Source organism: Pedobacter africanus (genome assembly GCF_040548825.1).
GTDB classification, from domain to species: Bacteria; Bacteroidota; Bacteroidia; order Sphingobacteriales; family Sphingobacteriaceae; genus Pedobacter; species Pedobacter africanus_A.
Map to the genome: position 1 here is coordinate 226,833 of NZ_JBEPSL010000005.1, position 14,978 is coordinate 241,810.

Sequence of the window (14,978 nt, forward strand, 5' to 3'; positions counted from 1 at the left end):
TAGTTTTATAGCACCGAGACAAGGTGCCACATTGCAAAAAGCCAGCTATATCAGCTGGCTTTTTGCGGTTTAGTGTGGTTGGTGAAGCGCGTTGTTTATTCTTTTTCGAACCCTGTTACCACAACCTCTTTAAGCTTTAAAGGCTTGCCGGTTTTTGTAGTGACCAGGATAACCCCGTTGGCGGCCCTTGCTCCATACAAGGCGCTGGCAGCAGCATCTTTCAGGACAGTTACGGATTCAATGTTATCCGGGGCCATAGTGCTCAGGTAACCGGTGGCTACAGGCGCACCATCAACTACGTAAAGGGGAGCGGTTGTCCCGGTACCGTTAAGTGATATCACATTGCCTTTTTCATCTCTGAAGTTGATCCCGTTGCTCCGACTCCGCAATTGCAGGCTACCGGTTTTTTGCTGGGTTGGAGGTGTATTTCCTTCACCCAGGCTAAAGCTGATGGGGATGTTGTATTTTACGCGTACCGGTTTGCCTCCTTGTGTTCCAGGTAACCACTTCGGGGATGCCTTAATTACCCTTACCGCCTCTTCATCAGTACCGCTGCCCAGTTTTCTTTCTACCCGGATCCCGGTTAACGCACCATCTGGCTCTACAATGAAGGAGAGAAATACTTTGCCTTGTATTTTATTCTTTTTGGCTTCTTCAGGGTATTTTATTTCTTCTTTTAGATATTTATAGAAGTTAGACATCCCGCCGGGAAAGCTGGGTTGGGTATCAATGGATACAAAATCGAAGATTTTGGACTCGTCGTAAGTAGTGGTTGTTGCTGTTGTTTTTAGCCCCCTGTAGGCTACGGCTGCTATAGTAATGTCATTTAGCGGTGTATAACCTTTTACAGATGGAGAACCAAGGTCTTTTGTTGTGCCGATTGCATCGTTCAGATAAAAGATGAACCGGATGGAGTAACTGCCATTTTTAATGAGTTCGTAACCAGGATAGCTCAGCACAACACGCATCACTTCAGCATCACATCCTCCTGCCAATTTTTTAGCGACGCCTATATCTTCTATGGTCCCATCCTGAATTTTAAAACGGATAATGGTATTGCCCTGGATGTTATTCTGCTGTGCTTTAGCCGGATATCTGGTCGTCATTTTCAAGTATCTGTAAAATGCATCCCAGGAGGCATCATTTGTACTGTTATGAGGCCCGGCAGGCACTTCAGTTTTAACAGCCTGGACAGTATTCATCATTGCTTTAGTTGCGGTCACCTTTCTGACCTGCGGAATAATGGCTTCATTAACTACTTCCTTAACGACCTCAACAGGATTGTTTAAAGGAATTTCATCTGCGATATCCTGGATCTTTTGGTTATTCCGGATGGTTGCTGAGGATAAAAGCAGTGTAATGGCAAACAAAGGCAGGAACAAGCCGTATTTTAAGAATACGGTTCTTTTTGAACGTTGTTTATGTAACATAAAAATTCTTTTTTTAATCAGTGATTTATTGAAAAAACTATTGGTAAGGGCGCTGGAAGAAACACCGAAAGCATTGCTCAGCAACAAGAGGGCATATTCTTTTTTATCGCCCTGAAATTCTGCTGCAGCTTCATCGGCCAGGTATTCGTGGATGTTTTTTACGGCATGCTTATAGGCATATGTAACCGGATTGAACCAGGTAAACAGGCCCAGGAGTTCAAAGAAGATGACATCCACACTGTGGAATTGGCGCATGTGGACTTCTTCGTGTTTGTTGATGGTTTGTACCTGTGGAAGATTTGCGTCCACTTTTTTACGGTTAAAGAAAGAGAATGCGGCTCCCGGCCCCCCTTGTTTCAGCAGCATGCTTACTGAACTGAGCTGCCAGATCAGTTTACCGGCAAAAATGAACACACCAAGGGCATAAACGAAGACAATGATATTGCCCAGGCTAAAATGATCTGTTGCTGCCGGTTCAACAATGACCTGGGTCATGAACGTGTTTACCTGTTCCACGCCTACATATACCGGTTCGGCTACCGGCTGTTTGCTGAACCATTCGAACCTTAAAAAAGGAATGGCCAGGGAAAGCAGCCCGGCAGACACCAGGTAAATGCGGTTCAGGGTAAAATAAGTTTCCTTGTCTAACAATAACTTATAGAAGCCATAAAATACAATGAGGTAGATGTTGACTTGCAGGATGTAATGTGCGGTACTCATCTTGGTCTGTTTTTAATTTTGTTAATCATTTTAAGGATTTCATCCACATCGCTCAGGTCGAGCTTTTCTTCTTTCACAAAAAAGGAGAACATGCTTTCCACAGAGTTTTCAAAATAACCATCGAGCAGTTTTTCTGTAGCATGGCGTTTGTAGTCTTCCCTGCTGATGAGAGGATAGTACCGGTGCGACTTGCCGAAGGCCTCATGGCCGATAAAGCCTTTGGTCTCCAGGATCCTGATAATAGTGGACACGGTATTGTAGGCCGGCTTAGGTTCTGGCAGAAAATCCATAACTTCTTTAACGAAGCCCTTTTCTATTTGCCATAGAATTTGCATGATCTGTTCTTCTGCCTTTGTTAGGTCCTTTATTTCCATATTTAGTTTTGTATTGTCAGTTTCATCCGTTAATTATATCGTATAACGCGTATTTTACGGTATAACTAAAGATTTAGTATAAACTTATAACTAATATTTTAGTTTTCAAAATATTTTGCAAAAAAAATGGCGGTATCCACCGCCATATCCAATTATTAACTAAACTAAATTTATGATAGAATCCTCTATTACCTAGAGAATGGACTTGCTATTTTAATGAAGGATGCCTTTGCCGGCTTTTTTGCTGCAAATTCTTCATTCTGGTCCTGATTGCTACCTGCAGCAAATGTCAATAACATCATGATAAAGACAGGGATCAGTAACAATAAAAATGGTGATGTATTTGCCAGGGTTTTCATAGTTGTATGTTTTTATTTTTGTGCTTGTTCTGTTTTTTGTTGTCCAGGAACCCATTGTCCCTGTTTGATGAAACAAATAGAACCATAAAAAAAATGCTGCTAAAATGTTTTAGACCAAGTGCATAATATCCTAGATAAACGGTTAAAATGAATAGTTTTGTAGTTAAAGCTGTTGTTTGGCCCGTTCGTATAAGAAAAAAGCCAGTTGGTCGAAAGCAACTGCTTTAAAATAATTAGATTGGTGTAATTTGAATGCGATAATAAAATAGATTTTTAATGAAAGGTAAAGGCCCGCTTGTTGTACATCTGTTCTTTTGGCTCATTATTCTGGGCATATTGCTTTGGGATACCTTTAGTGGAAACCAGACTCCTTCGCGTTATGAGGTTGCGGTTAAGCTCGGCTATTTCGCAGTGATCAATCTTTCTATCTTTTACATCAATTATACGCTGCTGATCCCCATCCTGATAGAGCAAAAGAAACGGTACGGATTGTATGTGCTTTCCATTTGTCTGCTGATTGCCGTTATGGTGATCATCAAGACGGTTGTAGCCAGCCTGAACAGTGATTTCTTTCTGACGTATTTCAGTCCCGATACCGGACAGATCGAGTATTACGAGATTACCAAATATGTGATATTTGCCATTTTTGTATCGGGCTTTTTTGTGGTCGTGAGCGCACTTTTGAAGTTTGCCATCGATTGGTTTGGGAGTGAGCGGATACAGCGCGACCTGGTAAGTGAAAAACGCGATATGGAGCTGCAGTTCCTGAAATCGCAGTTGAACCCACATTTTCTGTTCAACTCTCTAAATAATATTTATTCGCTGGCTTATCAGAAATCGGATAAAACGGCCGATGCCATTTTGAAACTCTCGGAGATCATGCGTTACATGATTTACGAAAGCAACGATAGCTGGGTTTCATTGAGCAAGGAGATTACCTATGTGCAGAGTTACATAGAACTGCAGAAGCTGCGGTTTAAAGATGGGGCGGCAGTGGAATTTACCGTTAACGGCGAGATTGACGATCAGCCGGTGGTACCACTCATCCTGATCTCTTTTGTGGAGAACGCATTTAAGCATGGCGTAGCCAACGACCCCAAGGATCCCATCCGCATCAACATCATCGCCAACCAGAAAATACTGCATTTCAGCATCAGCAATAAAAAGAACAAACACAACAAGGACCAGATGGGCGGAGTGGGGCTGAACAATGTGGAACGCAGGCTGCAGTTGCTTTATCCCGACCGATATAAATTAAATATTGTAAATTCGGCTACTCATTATACGAGTGAATTAATGCTAGATATATGACAAAGTTAAAATGTATTGCGGTTGATGATGAGCCGCTGGCGCTTGACATTATAGAGGACTACGTTTCTAAAGTCCCTTTTCTGGAATTGGTTAAACGCACGGAAAATGCCATTGAGGCCTTGCAGATGGTGCAGGCCGGAGGTGTGGATATTGTGTTTCTGGATATACAGATGCCGGAACTGACCGGCATCCAGTTCTTAAAGATTGCCACCGGAAAAGCAGATTATATTTTAACAACGGCCTATTCTCAGTATGCTCTGGAAAGCTATGACCTGAATGTTTCGGATTATCTATTAAAACCCATCGCCTTCGACCGCTTTTATAAGGCTGTAGAAAAAGTACACAATAAAACGAAGGTGGCCGCCCCGGTAGAAACCATCCAAACTTTTCTAGCCCCTGTTCCCGCAGCTGCCCCACTTAACCCCGTGCAGGACTTTATTTTTGTGAAAACGGAGCATAAAATCCAGAAGATTGAGCTGGACGATATCCTTTATATAGAAGGCTTAAAGGATTACATTTCCATTTTTACCAAAACCGAAAGGGTGATCACCTTGCAGAATATGAAAAAGATGGACGAGACCCTGCCTAAGGGACAATTCATCAGGGTGCATAAGTCGTATATCATTGCGCTCGATAAAATTGAAAGCATAGAGCGGAGCCGGATCAGTATAGGCGATAAGATCATTCCGATAGGAGATACCTACAGGGATGAGTTTTTCAGGCATATAGACAATAAGAATATTTAAAGCTATTGCGCAGGTTTTATCTGGTTTAGCTTTGCCCTAATTGCATTTTCTGCTTCCAGTACAATTTCTTCTGGATTTTTGCCTGTAATGTCGAGCGGTTTCAGTACCGTCCAGCGTAGTTTTTCACCAAAACTAAGCGGATAAGATCCATACCTTACCAGTTTCCAGGAGTTTTCTATCGCCACCGGTACGATGAGTGCGTGGGGTACAACTTTGAGCAGGGTGGCAATACCGCCCACCTGGAAAGCTTTCATCTGTCCGTCTTTAGCTCTTGTACCTTCTGCAAAGATCATGGCCGACCAGTTTTTTTCTTTCATCCTGCGGCCCAGTTTAATGAGTTCAGAAACGGCTTGCTTGCTGTCTTTACGGTCTATATTTGCCCCGCCGCCATATTTCAGGTTATAGGAGATGGAGGGAATGCCTTTGGTCAGTTCAATTTTAGAAATGAATTTGACATGGTATTTTCTCAGGAACCAGATCAGTGCCGGAATGTCGTACATGCTCTGGTGATTGGCCACGAAAATAATGGGCCTGTCGGCCGGCAGTTCCTGTTTGTTCTGAAAGCTGACGGAGGAACCCATCAGCAGGTCACTGTAGGTCAGAAAAAAGTTCAGTACATCAACAGAGGCTTTATGCGCATTGTATCCAAAAAACCGGTAACAGATCCATTGTATGGGATGGAAAATGAGTAGTACCAGTCCGAAAAAGATATAAAAAACGGGGCTGAAGATATACCCTAAAAACTTATTCATGGTGTATTTGGAATAGTAGTTACAAGTGGTTTTCCTGGATTAATATTTTGGTCCTTAAAATGGCGGCCACACTGATGCTATCGGTAATTTCACCGTTGATCACCATTTGGTAGGCCTCTTCAAAGGGGAGTTTGCGCAGGCTAAGCTGTTCGGTTTCTTCAGGTTCGGCTTCTCCCTGGCTTAAGCCGCGGGCAATATAAATGATGGCCAGTTCGTTGCTCACAGAATTGGAGAGGTGCATGCGCTGTATTTCTATCCAGTCTGTTGCCTGCAAGCCCGTTTCTTCCATCAGCTCACGCTGTGCACTTTCCAGCGGGTCTGATTCGAGCGGCCCCCCGCCTTCGGGGATTTCCCAGCTGTATGCTTTTAAGGGGAAGCGGTACTGCCCCACCAGCCAGGTATTGTGCTGTTCGTCGAGCACCATAATGCCTATGGCATAATTTTTAAAATGAACCTCTCCGTATATACCTTTGCCGCCGGAGGGGTTGATCACATTGTGTTCTGTCAGGCCGATCCAGTTGTTTTCATAGATCTTATGGCTGTCTATCGTTACCCAGGGATTATGCTCTTCCATGGGCGCAATATACGAATTTCTGTTTTCAGCCCCGCTAATTCGGCTTAGGTGGAGGCGGAACTTTTTTTATTTTGGTGAAGCGGTAGCTGAGGCTCAGTGTAACATTGCTGGTATTGCTTGTCGAATAGCTTTGCAGGCGGAAATTAACGCCCTCGCTAAACAGGCTGTTGTTGCGCCTGCCAAAGGGATCGCTTACACTGATACGGGCATTGAGCCTGTTTTTAAAGAATACCTTTCGGGCCGCCAGGCTGCTGGTTACCGACCCTTTGGCCCTGCCCTGTGCATTTACGTTATTGGCGTAATTGACATTGGCCTCGAAAGCCGTTTTAAGGGGTAACTGCATGGATAAGCCCAGGGCACTGCGGATGCTCAGTCCCTTTCTGTTCAGCGCCGAATTGAGGGAAGACCGGTAATTACTTTGCGTGAGCGTAAGGTTGGCATTGGTAGATAGCTTTTTATTTGGCCGGTAATTACCGATCAGGATCAGTCCGAAGATATCGTTAGCGCCGACATTGTAATAGCTGGTTTCCGATTTGGCTACCCCGTCTGTTACGGTAACAGCACGGTAACGTTCAATTACCCCGCTGCTGGTTGAATAAGACAGGCGTGGTGTGAATGACCATTGCTCACCAAAGGCACCAAAGCTGATGTCCATCTGGTGGGTATAGGCAGGCACCAGGCCCGGATTACCATAGGAAATGTTCAGGGTATCGTTGTCGTTGATCTGAGGATTTAAGGCGATCTCACGTGGACGGTTGATGCGGACGCTATAGGTAGCGCCGATATTGTATCTTTTTTTGAAAAAATGGTTGATGGAGATATTGGGGAACAGGCTGAGGTAAGGTTTAACGTTGTAATTGCTCCCGGTGGAAAGGTCAAAATCCACATCGGTAAGTTCTGCTCTTACACCGGCTTTTACACCGATGCTTTTGCCCCGGTAGTTGTAAGAGGTATAGCCGGCAAAGATCCGTTCATTATAGCGGAACTCGTTGCTCAGTTTTTCGGAAATGACATATTGCTGGGTAACGAAGTCGAAATCGCGCACCAGCTGATCGTTGTTGTTTCTTCGGTAGTTGTACATGAGCCCTGCTTCCAACTGGTCCCTTTTTTTGAAAACAGGCCGGTCGTAATCGATATTGAAGGTTAATCCGTCGTTGCCTGTTCCATTGGTATTTTCCCGAAGGGAGGGTTTTCCGGTAACCGGTAAGGAATACTTCTGGTCCTGTATCCGCAAATTATCGTTGTTATTGGTATTGTAGGTTAAACCGATACTTAGCTTATCACCACTTTCGGTGCCTTTGATGCTATAGTCGGCATTAAAAACAAAATTGTGACTGCTGCCATCCGCTGTACTAATCTGGTTACGTACACGTTTTAAGGCAAAATCTTCATTCAGGAAATTAAAATCAGTGCCTGCCCTGCTGCTGCTGTTATTGGTATTGAAGTTGGAGGTAACGCGCAGGTTTTGCTGTGAGCTAATGTCCCAGTCGAGCCCTGCCCTGAAGTTGCCGCCATTGCTGTTGCTTCTGTTGCTGGCGTAATTATCATAGTAAAAGGTGGTATCCTTCAGGAGATCAAAATTCTCCCGGTAGGAATGGGAGGTGCTTTTGCCGATATTGCTGCGGTAGGCCGCCCCGCCCGTTAAAGAATAGTTTTTACTGCGGTAAGAGGCGTTGGTATTCATATTGGTGTTGCCCTGGAGCCCGGCCGTTATCCCTGCATTGCCATTAAACCCTATGGCAAAGCCTTTTTTCATCACAATATTGATGACCCCTTCTCCGTCGCCCGAATACCTGGCCGGCGGGTTGGTCATGACTTCTATCTTTTCTATGGCATCTGAGGGCAGGACATTCAGGAGGTCGGCAATGTTGGAGGTCATGTAATCGGAGGGCTTTCCATCTATGAAGATCCGGGTAGAACGCTTTCCGGATATGGTGGCATTGCCATCGATATCTACCTGTACCATGGGCACATTTTTGAGGATGTCGGTAGCGGTACTTCCTTCGGCCAGTATAGACTTGTCGACATTATACGTGATCTTATCGGCCGCAAATTCTATGACCGGTTTTTCGGCGGTAATGGTAACTTCGCTCAGGTTATTCTGGTCGCTGCCCAGCTTAAGCGTACCCAGGTTGCGTTCAAAGTCCTTTTCTGTAAGGATAACCTCGTTGATGGTAAGACTTGCAAAGCCGACAAAGCTGACCTTAACCTTATAGGTGCCATATTTAAGGGCATTAAATTTAAAGACCCCGTTCTCATCAGTTGCCGTAGTTTGAAAAGGGCGTTCAGCATTGAGCTCATAAACCGCTACTACAGCCGATGGGATGGGCAGCGCACCTACTTCTTCAATTACCTTACCGGTGATGCTGCCTTTGTCGGCCAGGGTATGCGCCTGCATAGCGCCCGCGCTAAGCAGGAGCAGGCTGAATATCAATATGGCGTAGTTTTTCAATGCAATGTCTGGTTCTTGTGTTAAAAGGATTCTTCGTCTGAGCGCATTTCCTGCTGATCAGATTTCTTATTCTTTTTAAAGTTAAAATCATTTTTACCAAATCGGTAAGCATAAGTTAAACTGGCCATGGTGCCCTGCATGTTACGTCTGAAATCGGTAATGGCGTTGGCTGCACCTGAGGTCATGCTCCAGTTCCTGGTATTGAACACATCCCTGATATTGAAACTAAGGGATGACTTTTTGTTTTTGAAATCGTATTTCGCCCCGGCATCGACTACATAGTTGGAATTTCTTTTCCCTTGTGCCATAACCTCCCTTGAGCGGTAATCGCCTTTGATTTGCAGGGTAATGTTGTAAGGGAGCACAAAATTATTGGTGAGGTTGGCATTCCAGCTGAAGCCTGAATTGTCGACAATGCCATAAGCAGGCACACCATTGATTTTGCGCTGGTAAAGATTGACGTTGGTGGTAAAGTTCCAGGCTTTTGCGACATCAAAACGGCCGATAAGTTCCAGCCCGCTGGAGAGTTCGCGTGTTAAGTTCTGCGGGGTAACAATGGTAACACCATTTTCATCAGCTTCTGTTCTGATGCGCTGGATGACGTCATTGGTCTGGCGCATATAGGCTGTGGAGATGAAGGTGATCTTTTTCCAGTATTTGCTGTAACTCAGCTCGTAGGCATGTACGTCCTCCGGTCGCAGGTTAGGGTTACCCTGGCGCCAGATCAGTGGGTCGGATACATCCAGAAAGGGATTGGTATCCCAGCCCCGGGGCCTGTTTACACGTCTGCTGTAACTCAGCTGCAGCTGTTGCTCGGCTTTGAATTTCTGGGTAAGGAAAATGCTTGGGTAAAGCCGGGTATAGTCTACCTTTCCCGGAACATAACTTAATCCGCCGGTTTTATCATACATGCCCAAACGGGTATCCAGTGTAGCATCTTCGGCCCTTAAACCTACCTGGTATCCAAAATTCTTTACCTGGTTCTGGTAGTTGATATAGAGTGCATGTACCTGGTCTTTGCTGTTAAACTCATTGGTGAGTGCAAAATTGATGTCGTATTCCCCGCTCAGGTGGTTAAAGTTTGTGGAGAACATATTGTTCTCTGCATAACGGATCTGGCTGCGGTAACCGGCTTCAATTTTTCCTGCAGTTCCTATAGGAAGGGTATAGTCGGCCTGAGCGTTATAACTCCTGTTGGTCCCTTTGCCATCGTTGATCTGTATCACCGGGAGGGTATTTACTTCCGCGCCGTTGGCATAATATACATCGGTAAGGTAATTCTGGTAGTTGTCGTTGGTACCATCAGAAAAGCTGAAGTTAAAGGTCAGTTCTTCTTTTGGTTTTTTAAATTTCTGTACAAAATCCAGGCTCAGGTCGTAACTGCCGCCCGAACCGTCGTTGGAGTTGTCCCTCCGGCTGCGTTCAAGTGGGTTTTTCGAAGGGTTCAGCTTGTCGATACTCAGCAGCTCGCTCCTTTCATTGTCCCTGATGTTGAAGCCCCCTGTAAAGCTAAGGATGCTTTTTTCGGCCAGGTAATAATCCAGTCCCGCTTTAAAGTTATGGCCCTTGTCCATCGATTTGGAATCTGTGTTCTGATTGGCAAATGCGGTCGGGAATGTAGGGTTCAGGTAAGTGATATTGCTGTAGCCACCGCCCAAACGGTTTCCGTAGCGGTAGCTGTAGTTACCATAAATATTTACCTTGCTGTTTTGAAAACTAAGGCTGGTGTTGGCGTTGTAGTTGTCGCGGTTACCTGCGGTAAGTGCAAGTGAACCGTTCAGGCCTAGTTTTTTGTTTTTCTTTAATACAATATTGATGATGCCTGATTGCCCTTCCGCATCGTACTTTGCCGATGGGTTTGTAATCAGCTCAACACTTTCAATGGAACTGGCCGGGATGGATTGCAGGATCTGGGCTACATTACCCCCGGCAATCATGGAGGGCTTTCCATCGATCAGGACCTTAACGCCTGTGGAGCCCCTGAGGCTTACATTGCCATCCATATCTGCCTGTACAGAGGGTACGTTCTGCAGCAGATCAGAAGCAGATCCGCCTTCGCTCACCAGGCTTTGGTCTACCGAGAATACTTTTTTATCGATACCCAATTGCATGGTGCTTTTTTGAGCAGTGATGGCCACTTCTTTTAATGCGGTGCCTTTGGCGGGTTTCATTTTGATCGTTCCAAGATTGACCTCTTGCTGCGCATCGGAAATAGATACAGAATCCCTGACCATGGTCTGGTAGCCTACATAACTTATTTTAAAGGTAAAGACCCCTTTAGGAAGGGCAGTCATCAGCAGGTTCCCGTTGGCATCGGTCTGCATCCCTTTGACTACCGCCTTTGTTTTCCTGTTGAGGATCATTGCTGAAGCAAAGGGAATGGTTTCATTGGTTTGGGCATCCACAACCTTTGCGGTTATTTTGCCGTTTTCAGTTTGTGCATTAAGTTTTACAGTGGAAGTACAAATGGCAAGCGTTAAAATCAGAACTTTGTAGAAATAGTTGGTCATTAAGGTGGTTTTGTGTGTGTTTAGTTGGACAAATAAACGACTAGGAAGTTTAAAAACCCGGGCGTAACTATTTTATTACAGGTTAATTGGAAAATATGATCGATTACAACAGCATTTTTAGCGAAGAAGGTTTAAGCTACACCGCTTACAGGAATTTAATTGACGAGCTTTTAGCACAGCATAAAACTACGGGGCCCGACCACTCGGAAGCCATGCTGCATTATACCAAAATGAATGTGCACCGCATGAGCCGGGTAGACAAGACCGTAGCCTTGAAAGAGGACCTTTTAAATGCATTGACTTCCCTGCAGGGAACTTACCGTTTGCTGGTGATATCCGAAGGATGGTGTGGCGATGCAGCGCAGATTGTGCCTGTGTTTGATAAGATTGCCAGTACTTTCCCTGAAAAGTTTAAGCTCAGGTTTGTATTGAGGGACATGAACCTGCCCTTGATAGATGCGCACCTGACCAAGGGGGGCAGGGCCATACCGGTACTATTGGTGCTGGATGAAACCGGAAATGTACTGGCCAAGTGGGGACCCCGGCCGAAGGAGATCCAGGAGCTGCTGACGGAGTGGAAGAAGGAAGAAACAGATATTATGGCACTGGCGGAAAAACTGCATGGCTGGTATGCCAAAGACAAAACAGCGGGCACTCAGGGAGAGCTTGCATTGCTATTTGCGGGATTAAAGCAGGTTTAATCGACAGTAACGGTTAAGCCTTCCTGCTGTAAGATTTTGCGGTAAACTTCCATTTCTGTAAAAGAGCCTTCCAGAACGGCACATTTCCCTTTGTTGTGCACTTCCCAGGCTATTTTTTCGGCCTGGTGTTCGGAGTAGTCCAGGTATTTCATCATGCAATGGATCACATGGTCAAAAGTATTCACATCATCATTCCAGAGGATTAAGCGATGAACAGTTTTCAGGGAAGTCAGGATTTCTTCTAATGTGAATGTTTCTTCTTTTGTTTCTGTTGACATCTTACAAAAATAAGCTTATTTCAAAATAATGTTGCAGTTAAAGTTATTTTTGCTTAAAATTAATAAAGCCAAGTGTTATGCAGCGTTCAAAGATTGCCGGAATAGGTTACTATGTCCCAAAAAATGTTTATACCAATAAGGACCTGTCGCGTTTCATGGAAACCAGCGACGAGTGGATACAGGAGCGTACCGGGATTAAAGAACGCAGATTTGCAGATAGATTGGAAGAGACTACCACTACCATGGGCATTGAGGCTGCAAAAATAGCCATACAGCGGGCGGGCATTACCGCTCAGGATGTCGACTTCATTATTTTTGCTACACTGAGCCCTGATTACTATTTTCCGGGATGCGGGGTGTTGCTGCAACGCGAAATGGGCATGAAAGAAGTGGGCGCGCTGGACATCCGCAACCAGTGTTCAGGTTTTGTTTATGCGCTTTCTGTTGCCGATCAGTTCATCAAGACCGGCATGTACAAAAATATTCTGGTGGTAGGCAGCGAGAAACATTCATTTGCCATGGATTTTGAAACGCGCAGCCGCAATGTATCTGTCATATTTGGTGATGGTGCTGGTGCGGTGGTACTGCAACCCACGCAGAAAGAAGGACAGGGGATTCTGAGCACCCATTTGCATAGTGATGGAGCTGACGCGGAGATTCTGGCGATGTTTTACCCGGGTGCGCATGCCAATAAATGGCTTAAAGATAAGCCTGGTTACCCGGATCAGGAACTTGGTGGCTTGTTTTTAACTACAGAGCAGCTGGAAAGCGGGGCCGCATTGCCTTATATGGATGGGCCTGCGGTATTTAAAAAGGCCGTAGTGAAATTTCCCGAGGTGATCAATGAGGCCTTAAGTGCCAATAACCTGACAGCAGCAGATATCGACATGCTGGTGCCGCACCAGGCCAATTTACGCATCAGCCAGTATGTGCAGCAATTGCTCGGCCTTGGTGATGACCAGGTGTTCAACAACATCCAGAAATACGGTAATACCACCGCTGCTTCAGTTCCCATTGCGCTTTGCGAAGCCTGGGAAGCAGGAAAGATCAAGGAAGGCGATCTGGTTTGCCTGGCTGCTTTTGGCTCGGGCTTTACCTGGGCCAGCGCCCTGATCAGGTGGTAGCGGCTTAGCTGCCTTTGGCCGAGCGGGTCATCTCCTCAAAAGCGTCCCACATCTCGTTGGGGATGGCTTCCAATCCGTTGAATTGCCCTGCGCCCTGCAGCCATTCACCTCCGTCTATGCTGATGACCTCTCCATTGATATAACCTGCAAAATCGCTGATCAGGAATGCCGCCAGGTTGGCCAGCTCCTGATGGTCGCCTACACGCTTCAGGGGTACCCTGTTTTTAAAGTCGAACTTTTCTGCCAGATCGCCGGGCAGCAGGCGTTCCCAGGCACCTTTTGTGGGGAAGGGACCCGGTGCGATGGCATTGGTACGGATGCCATATTTGCCCCATTCTACCGCCAGTGAGCGGGTCATGGCCAGTACACCTCCTTTGGCACAAGCCGAGGGTACAACATAGGCCGAACCGGTAAAAGCATAGGTGGTCACGATGTTTAACACGCTTGCCGGCTGTTTTTCTTTGATCCAGTGTTTGCCAAAGGCCAGGGTACAGTTTACAGAACCTTTTAATACAATATCAATAATGCTGGAAAAAGCATTTGCAGATAGCCTTTCTGTAGGCGAAATGAAGTTGCCCGCTGCATTGTTGAGCAGGCCATCTACTTTTCCGAAGGTTTTAAGGCTTTCGTGAAGCATGGCTTCTACCTGCGCATAGTCGCGCACGTCACAGGCCAGTGCCAGTACCTTGCCTCCCGTTTCCTTTTCCATTTCGGAAGCGGTTTGCTGCAGCACGTCAAGTTTGCGGCTGGTGATCACCAGGTTAGCGCCCAATTTTAGAAAATAAGTACCCATGGCCTTACCCAAACCGGTACCTCCGCCGGTAACCACTATGGTTTTGCCTTTTAAGGCATCGTCTCTTAACATGGGCTGATTAAACATACGCTTATTTTTTTTGAAGGTTATCGATAATGGTTTTCAGGATACTCCTGGTGGCAGGCGACCACCACTGTTTGAGCATGACTTTAAGTGCAGCGCTCTGATCGGCGCTGGTTGCGGCAATGAGGTTCTGCCGGATGTTGAGTTTACTCTGTTCCCAGGTGTTGCGCTCCATGGCCATATATTTCCTGATCTTACGTTCGGCGGCAGTTAAAATGCTGGCCGGATTGGCCAGTTCATCTATCAGGCCGATCTGCAGGGCCTCATCCGGACTAAAAAGTTTCCCTTCCAGCAGGCTGCGGGTAGCATTGGCCTGGCCCAGCCAGAAAGCATACAGGCTAAAAATGCTGTTGGGTACGATGATGCCTACCGGAACTTCATTCAGGCCAATAATGTATTTTCCTTCGGCCATGATCCTGTAGTCGCAGGCTAGGGCAATTACGCAGCCCCCGGCCGGACTATGACCATTAATGGCGGCCACAAGCGGTTTTTTAAAGGCCGTGATGTTGGCGCTGAAATTCAGGAACAGGTGCCAGAAAGATTCTGCTTCCGCTTCAGAATAGTTATAAAGTTCTATCAGGTCCAGTCCCGCCGAGAAAAAATGCGCTTTACCGGTGATGATGACTCCTGCAATATTGGGATCGGCCGAGATGTTGTTCAGCATATCGTTCAATTCGGTAATCATTTCCCGGTTCATGGCATTGGACTTGCCCCTGTCGAGCGTAATGATGCTTAAATGATCTTTTATCGTGACTTTTATGGTATTCATT

Annotated in this window: 14 protein-coding genes; 4 read left to right on the forward strand and 10 right to left on the reverse strand. The window is 45.8% G+C overall.

What is annotated here, in order from left to right:
• Positions 1–95: 95 nt before the first annotated feature.
• From ABIE26_RS22770 to ABIE26_RS22780, 3 genes are all read right to left on the reverse strand, one after another.
• Entirely contained in the window at positions 96–2,150 is a 2,055-nt protein-coding gene (locus ABIE26_RS22770) for a TonB family protein (RefSeq protein ID WP_310145985.1), read from the reverse strand.
• The gene (locus ABIE26_RS22775; protein WP_310145984.1) at positions 2,147–2,524 is read right to left on the reverse strand and encodes a BlaI/MecI/CopY family transcriptional regulator; all 378 of its coding nucleotides are present in this window, start codon (positions 2,522–2,524) and stop codon (positions 2,147–2,149) included. The genes ABIE26_RS22770 and ABIE26_RS22775 overlap by 4 nt, the downstream gene beginning before the upstream one ends.
• Before the next feature lie 188 nt (positions 2,525–2,712).
• A complete protein-coding gene (locus ABIE26_RS22780; RefSeq protein WP_310145983.1) occupies positions 2,713–2,883 on the reverse strand; it encodes a hypothetical protein in 171 nt (56 codons plus the stop codon).
• A 276-nt stretch (positions 2,884–3,159) separates the two neighbouring features.
• On the opposite strand from ABIE26_RS22780, the gene ABIE26_RS22785 reads away from it, so the two are divergent.
• Complete coding sequence (locus tag ABIE26_RS22785) at positions 3,160–4,194, forward strand: sensor histidine kinase (RefSeq protein ID WP_310145982.1); 1,035 nt, start codon at positions 3,160–3,162, stop codon at positions 4,192–4,194.
• The gene (locus tag ABIE26_RS22790) at positions 4,191–4,940 is read left to right on the forward strand and encodes a LytR/AlgR family response regulator transcription factor (protein WP_310145981.1); all 750 of its coding nucleotides are present in this window, start codon (positions 4,191–4,193) and stop codon (positions 4,938–4,940) included. The genes ABIE26_RS22785 and ABIE26_RS22790 overlap by 4 nt, the downstream gene beginning before the upstream one ends.
• A gap of 2 nt (positions 4,941–4,942) precedes the next feature.
• On the opposite strand, the gene ABIE26_RS22795 is transcribed toward ABIE26_RS22790, so the two are convergent.
• From ABIE26_RS22795 to ABIE26_RS22810, 4 genes are read right to left on the reverse strand one after another with little or no spacing between them, the layout of a single operon-like run.
• Complete coding sequence (locus ABIE26_RS22795) at positions 4,943–5,692, reverse strand: lysophospholipid acyltransferase family protein (RefSeq protein ID WP_310145980.1); 750 nt, start codon at positions 5,690–5,692, stop codon at positions 4,943–4,945.
• 19 nt (positions 5,693–5,711) lie between these two features.
• The gene (locus tag ABIE26_RS22800; protein ID WP_310145979.1) at positions 5,712–6,266 is read right to left on the reverse strand and encodes an NUDIX hydrolase; all 555 of its coding nucleotides are present in this window, start codon (positions 6,264–6,266) and stop codon (positions 5,712–5,714) included.
• Between the two features lie 34 nt (positions 6,267–6,300).
• Positions 6,301–8,718 carry an outer membrane beta-barrel protein gene (locus ABIE26_RS22805; protein WP_310145976.1) on the reverse strand — a complete coding sequence of 806 codons (2,418 nt, stop codon included), beginning with the start codon at positions 8,716–8,718 and terminating at the stop codon, positions 6,301–6,303.
• A 20-nt stretch (positions 8,719–8,738) separates the two neighbouring features.
• Positions 8,739–11,228, reverse strand: coding sequence for a TonB-dependent receptor domain-containing protein (locus ABIE26_RS22810; protein ID WP_310145975.1), 2,490 nt, complete (start codon positions 11,226–11,228; stop codon positions 8,739–8,741).
• Positions 11,229–11,323: 95 nt separating this feature from the next.
• Here ABIE26_RS22810 and ABIE26_RS22815 point away from each other — a divergent pair, with 95 nt between their 5' ends.
• A complete protein-coding gene (locus ABIE26_RS22815) occupies positions 11,324–11,929 on the forward strand; it encodes a thioredoxin family protein (RefSeq protein WP_310145973.1) in 606 nt (201 codons plus the stop codon).
• On the opposite strand, the gene ABIE26_RS22820 is transcribed toward ABIE26_RS22815, so the two are convergent.
• Positions 11,926–12,207 carry an ATP-dependent Clp protease adaptor ClpS gene (locus tag ABIE26_RS22820; protein ID WP_121269676.1) on the reverse strand — a complete coding sequence of 94 codons (282 nt, stop codon included), beginning with the start codon at positions 12,205–12,207 and terminating at the stop codon, positions 11,926–11,928. The genes ABIE26_RS22815 and ABIE26_RS22820 overlap by 4 nt on opposite strands.
• Positions 12,208–12,284: 77 nt before the next feature.
• On the opposite strand from ABIE26_RS22820, the gene ABIE26_RS22825 reads away from it, so the two are divergent.
• Entirely contained in the window at positions 12,285–13,331 is a 1,047-nt protein-coding gene (locus ABIE26_RS22825) for a 3-oxoacyl-ACP synthase III family protein (protein ID WP_310145972.1), read from the forward strand.
• A gap of 4 nt (positions 13,332–13,335) precedes the next feature.
• Here the strand turns inward: ABIE26_RS22825 and ABIE26_RS22830 are convergent, their stop codons facing one another.
• Together ABIE26_RS22830 and ABIE26_RS22835 are read right to left on the reverse strand one after the other, a co-directional pair.
• Complete coding sequence (locus ABIE26_RS22830; protein WP_310145971.1) at positions 13,336–14,211, reverse strand: SDR family oxidoreductase; 876 nt, start codon at positions 14,209–14,211, stop codon at positions 13,336–13,338.
• Between the two features lie 4 nt (positions 14,212–14,215).
• Complete coding sequence (locus ABIE26_RS22835; protein WP_310145970.1) at positions 14,216–14,977, reverse strand: enoyl-CoA hydratase/isomerase family protein; 762 nt, start codon at positions 14,975–14,977, stop codon at positions 14,216–14,218.
• Between the last annotated feature and the right edge of the window lies 1 nt (position 14,978).

What these genes read in the sequence shown, in the direction of transcription:
- ABIE26_RS22830 (WP_310145971.1), bottom strand. Translation starts at nt 14,211, where the DNA reads ATGTTTAATCAGCCCATGTTAAGAGACGATGCCTTAAAAGGCAAAACC.
- ABIE26_RS22775 (WP_310145984.1), bottom strand. Translation starts at nt 2,524, where the DNA reads ATGGAAATAAAGGACCTAACAAAGGCAGAAGAACAGATCATGCAAATT.
- ABIE26_RS22825 (WP_310145972.1), top strand. Translation starts at nt 12,285, where the DNA reads ATGCAGCGTTCAAAGATTGCCGGAATAGGTTACTATGTCCCAAAAAAT.
- ABIE26_RS22785 (WP_310145982.1), top strand. Translation starts at nt 3,160, where the DNA reads ATGAAAGGTAAAGGCCCGCTTGTTGTACATCTGTTCTTTTGGCTCATT.
- ABIE26_RS22770 (WP_310145985.1), bottom strand. Translation starts at nt 2,150, where the DNA reads ATGAGTACCGCACATTACATCCTGCAAGTCAACATCTACCTCATTGTA.
- ABIE26_RS22810 (WP_310145975.1), bottom strand. Translation starts at nt 11,228, where the DNA reads ATGACCAACTATTTCTACAAAGTTCTGATTTTAACGCTTGCCATTTGT.
- ABIE26_RS22820 (WP_121269676.1), bottom strand. Translation starts at nt 12,207, where the DNA reads ATGTCAACAGAAACAAAAGAAGAAACATTCACATTAGAAGAAATCCTG.
- ABIE26_RS22795 (WP_310145980.1), bottom strand. Translation starts at nt 5,692, where the DNA reads ATGAATAAGTTTTTAGGGTATATCTTCAGCCCCGTTTTTTATATCTTT.
- ABIE26_RS22790 (WP_310145981.1), top strand. Translation starts at nt 4,191, where the DNA reads ATGACAAAGTTAAAATGTATTGCGGTTGATGATGAGCCGCTGGCGCTT.
- ABIE26_RS22835 (WP_310145970.1), bottom strand. Translation starts at nt 14,977, where the DNA reads ATGAATACCATAAAAGTCACGATAAAAGATCATTTAAGCATCATTACG.
- ABIE26_RS22780 (WP_310145983.1), bottom strand. Translation starts at nt 2,883, where the DNA reads ATGAAAACCCTGGCAAATACATCACCATTTTTATTGTTACTGATCCCT.
- ABIE26_RS22800 (WP_310145979.1), bottom strand. Translation starts at nt 6,266, where the DNA reads ATGGAAGAGCATAATCCCTGGGTAACGATAGACAGCCATAAGATCTAT.
- ABIE26_RS22815 (WP_310145973.1), top strand. Translation starts at nt 11,324, where the DNA reads ATGATCGATTACAACAGCATTTTTAGCGAAGAAGGTTTAAGCTACACC.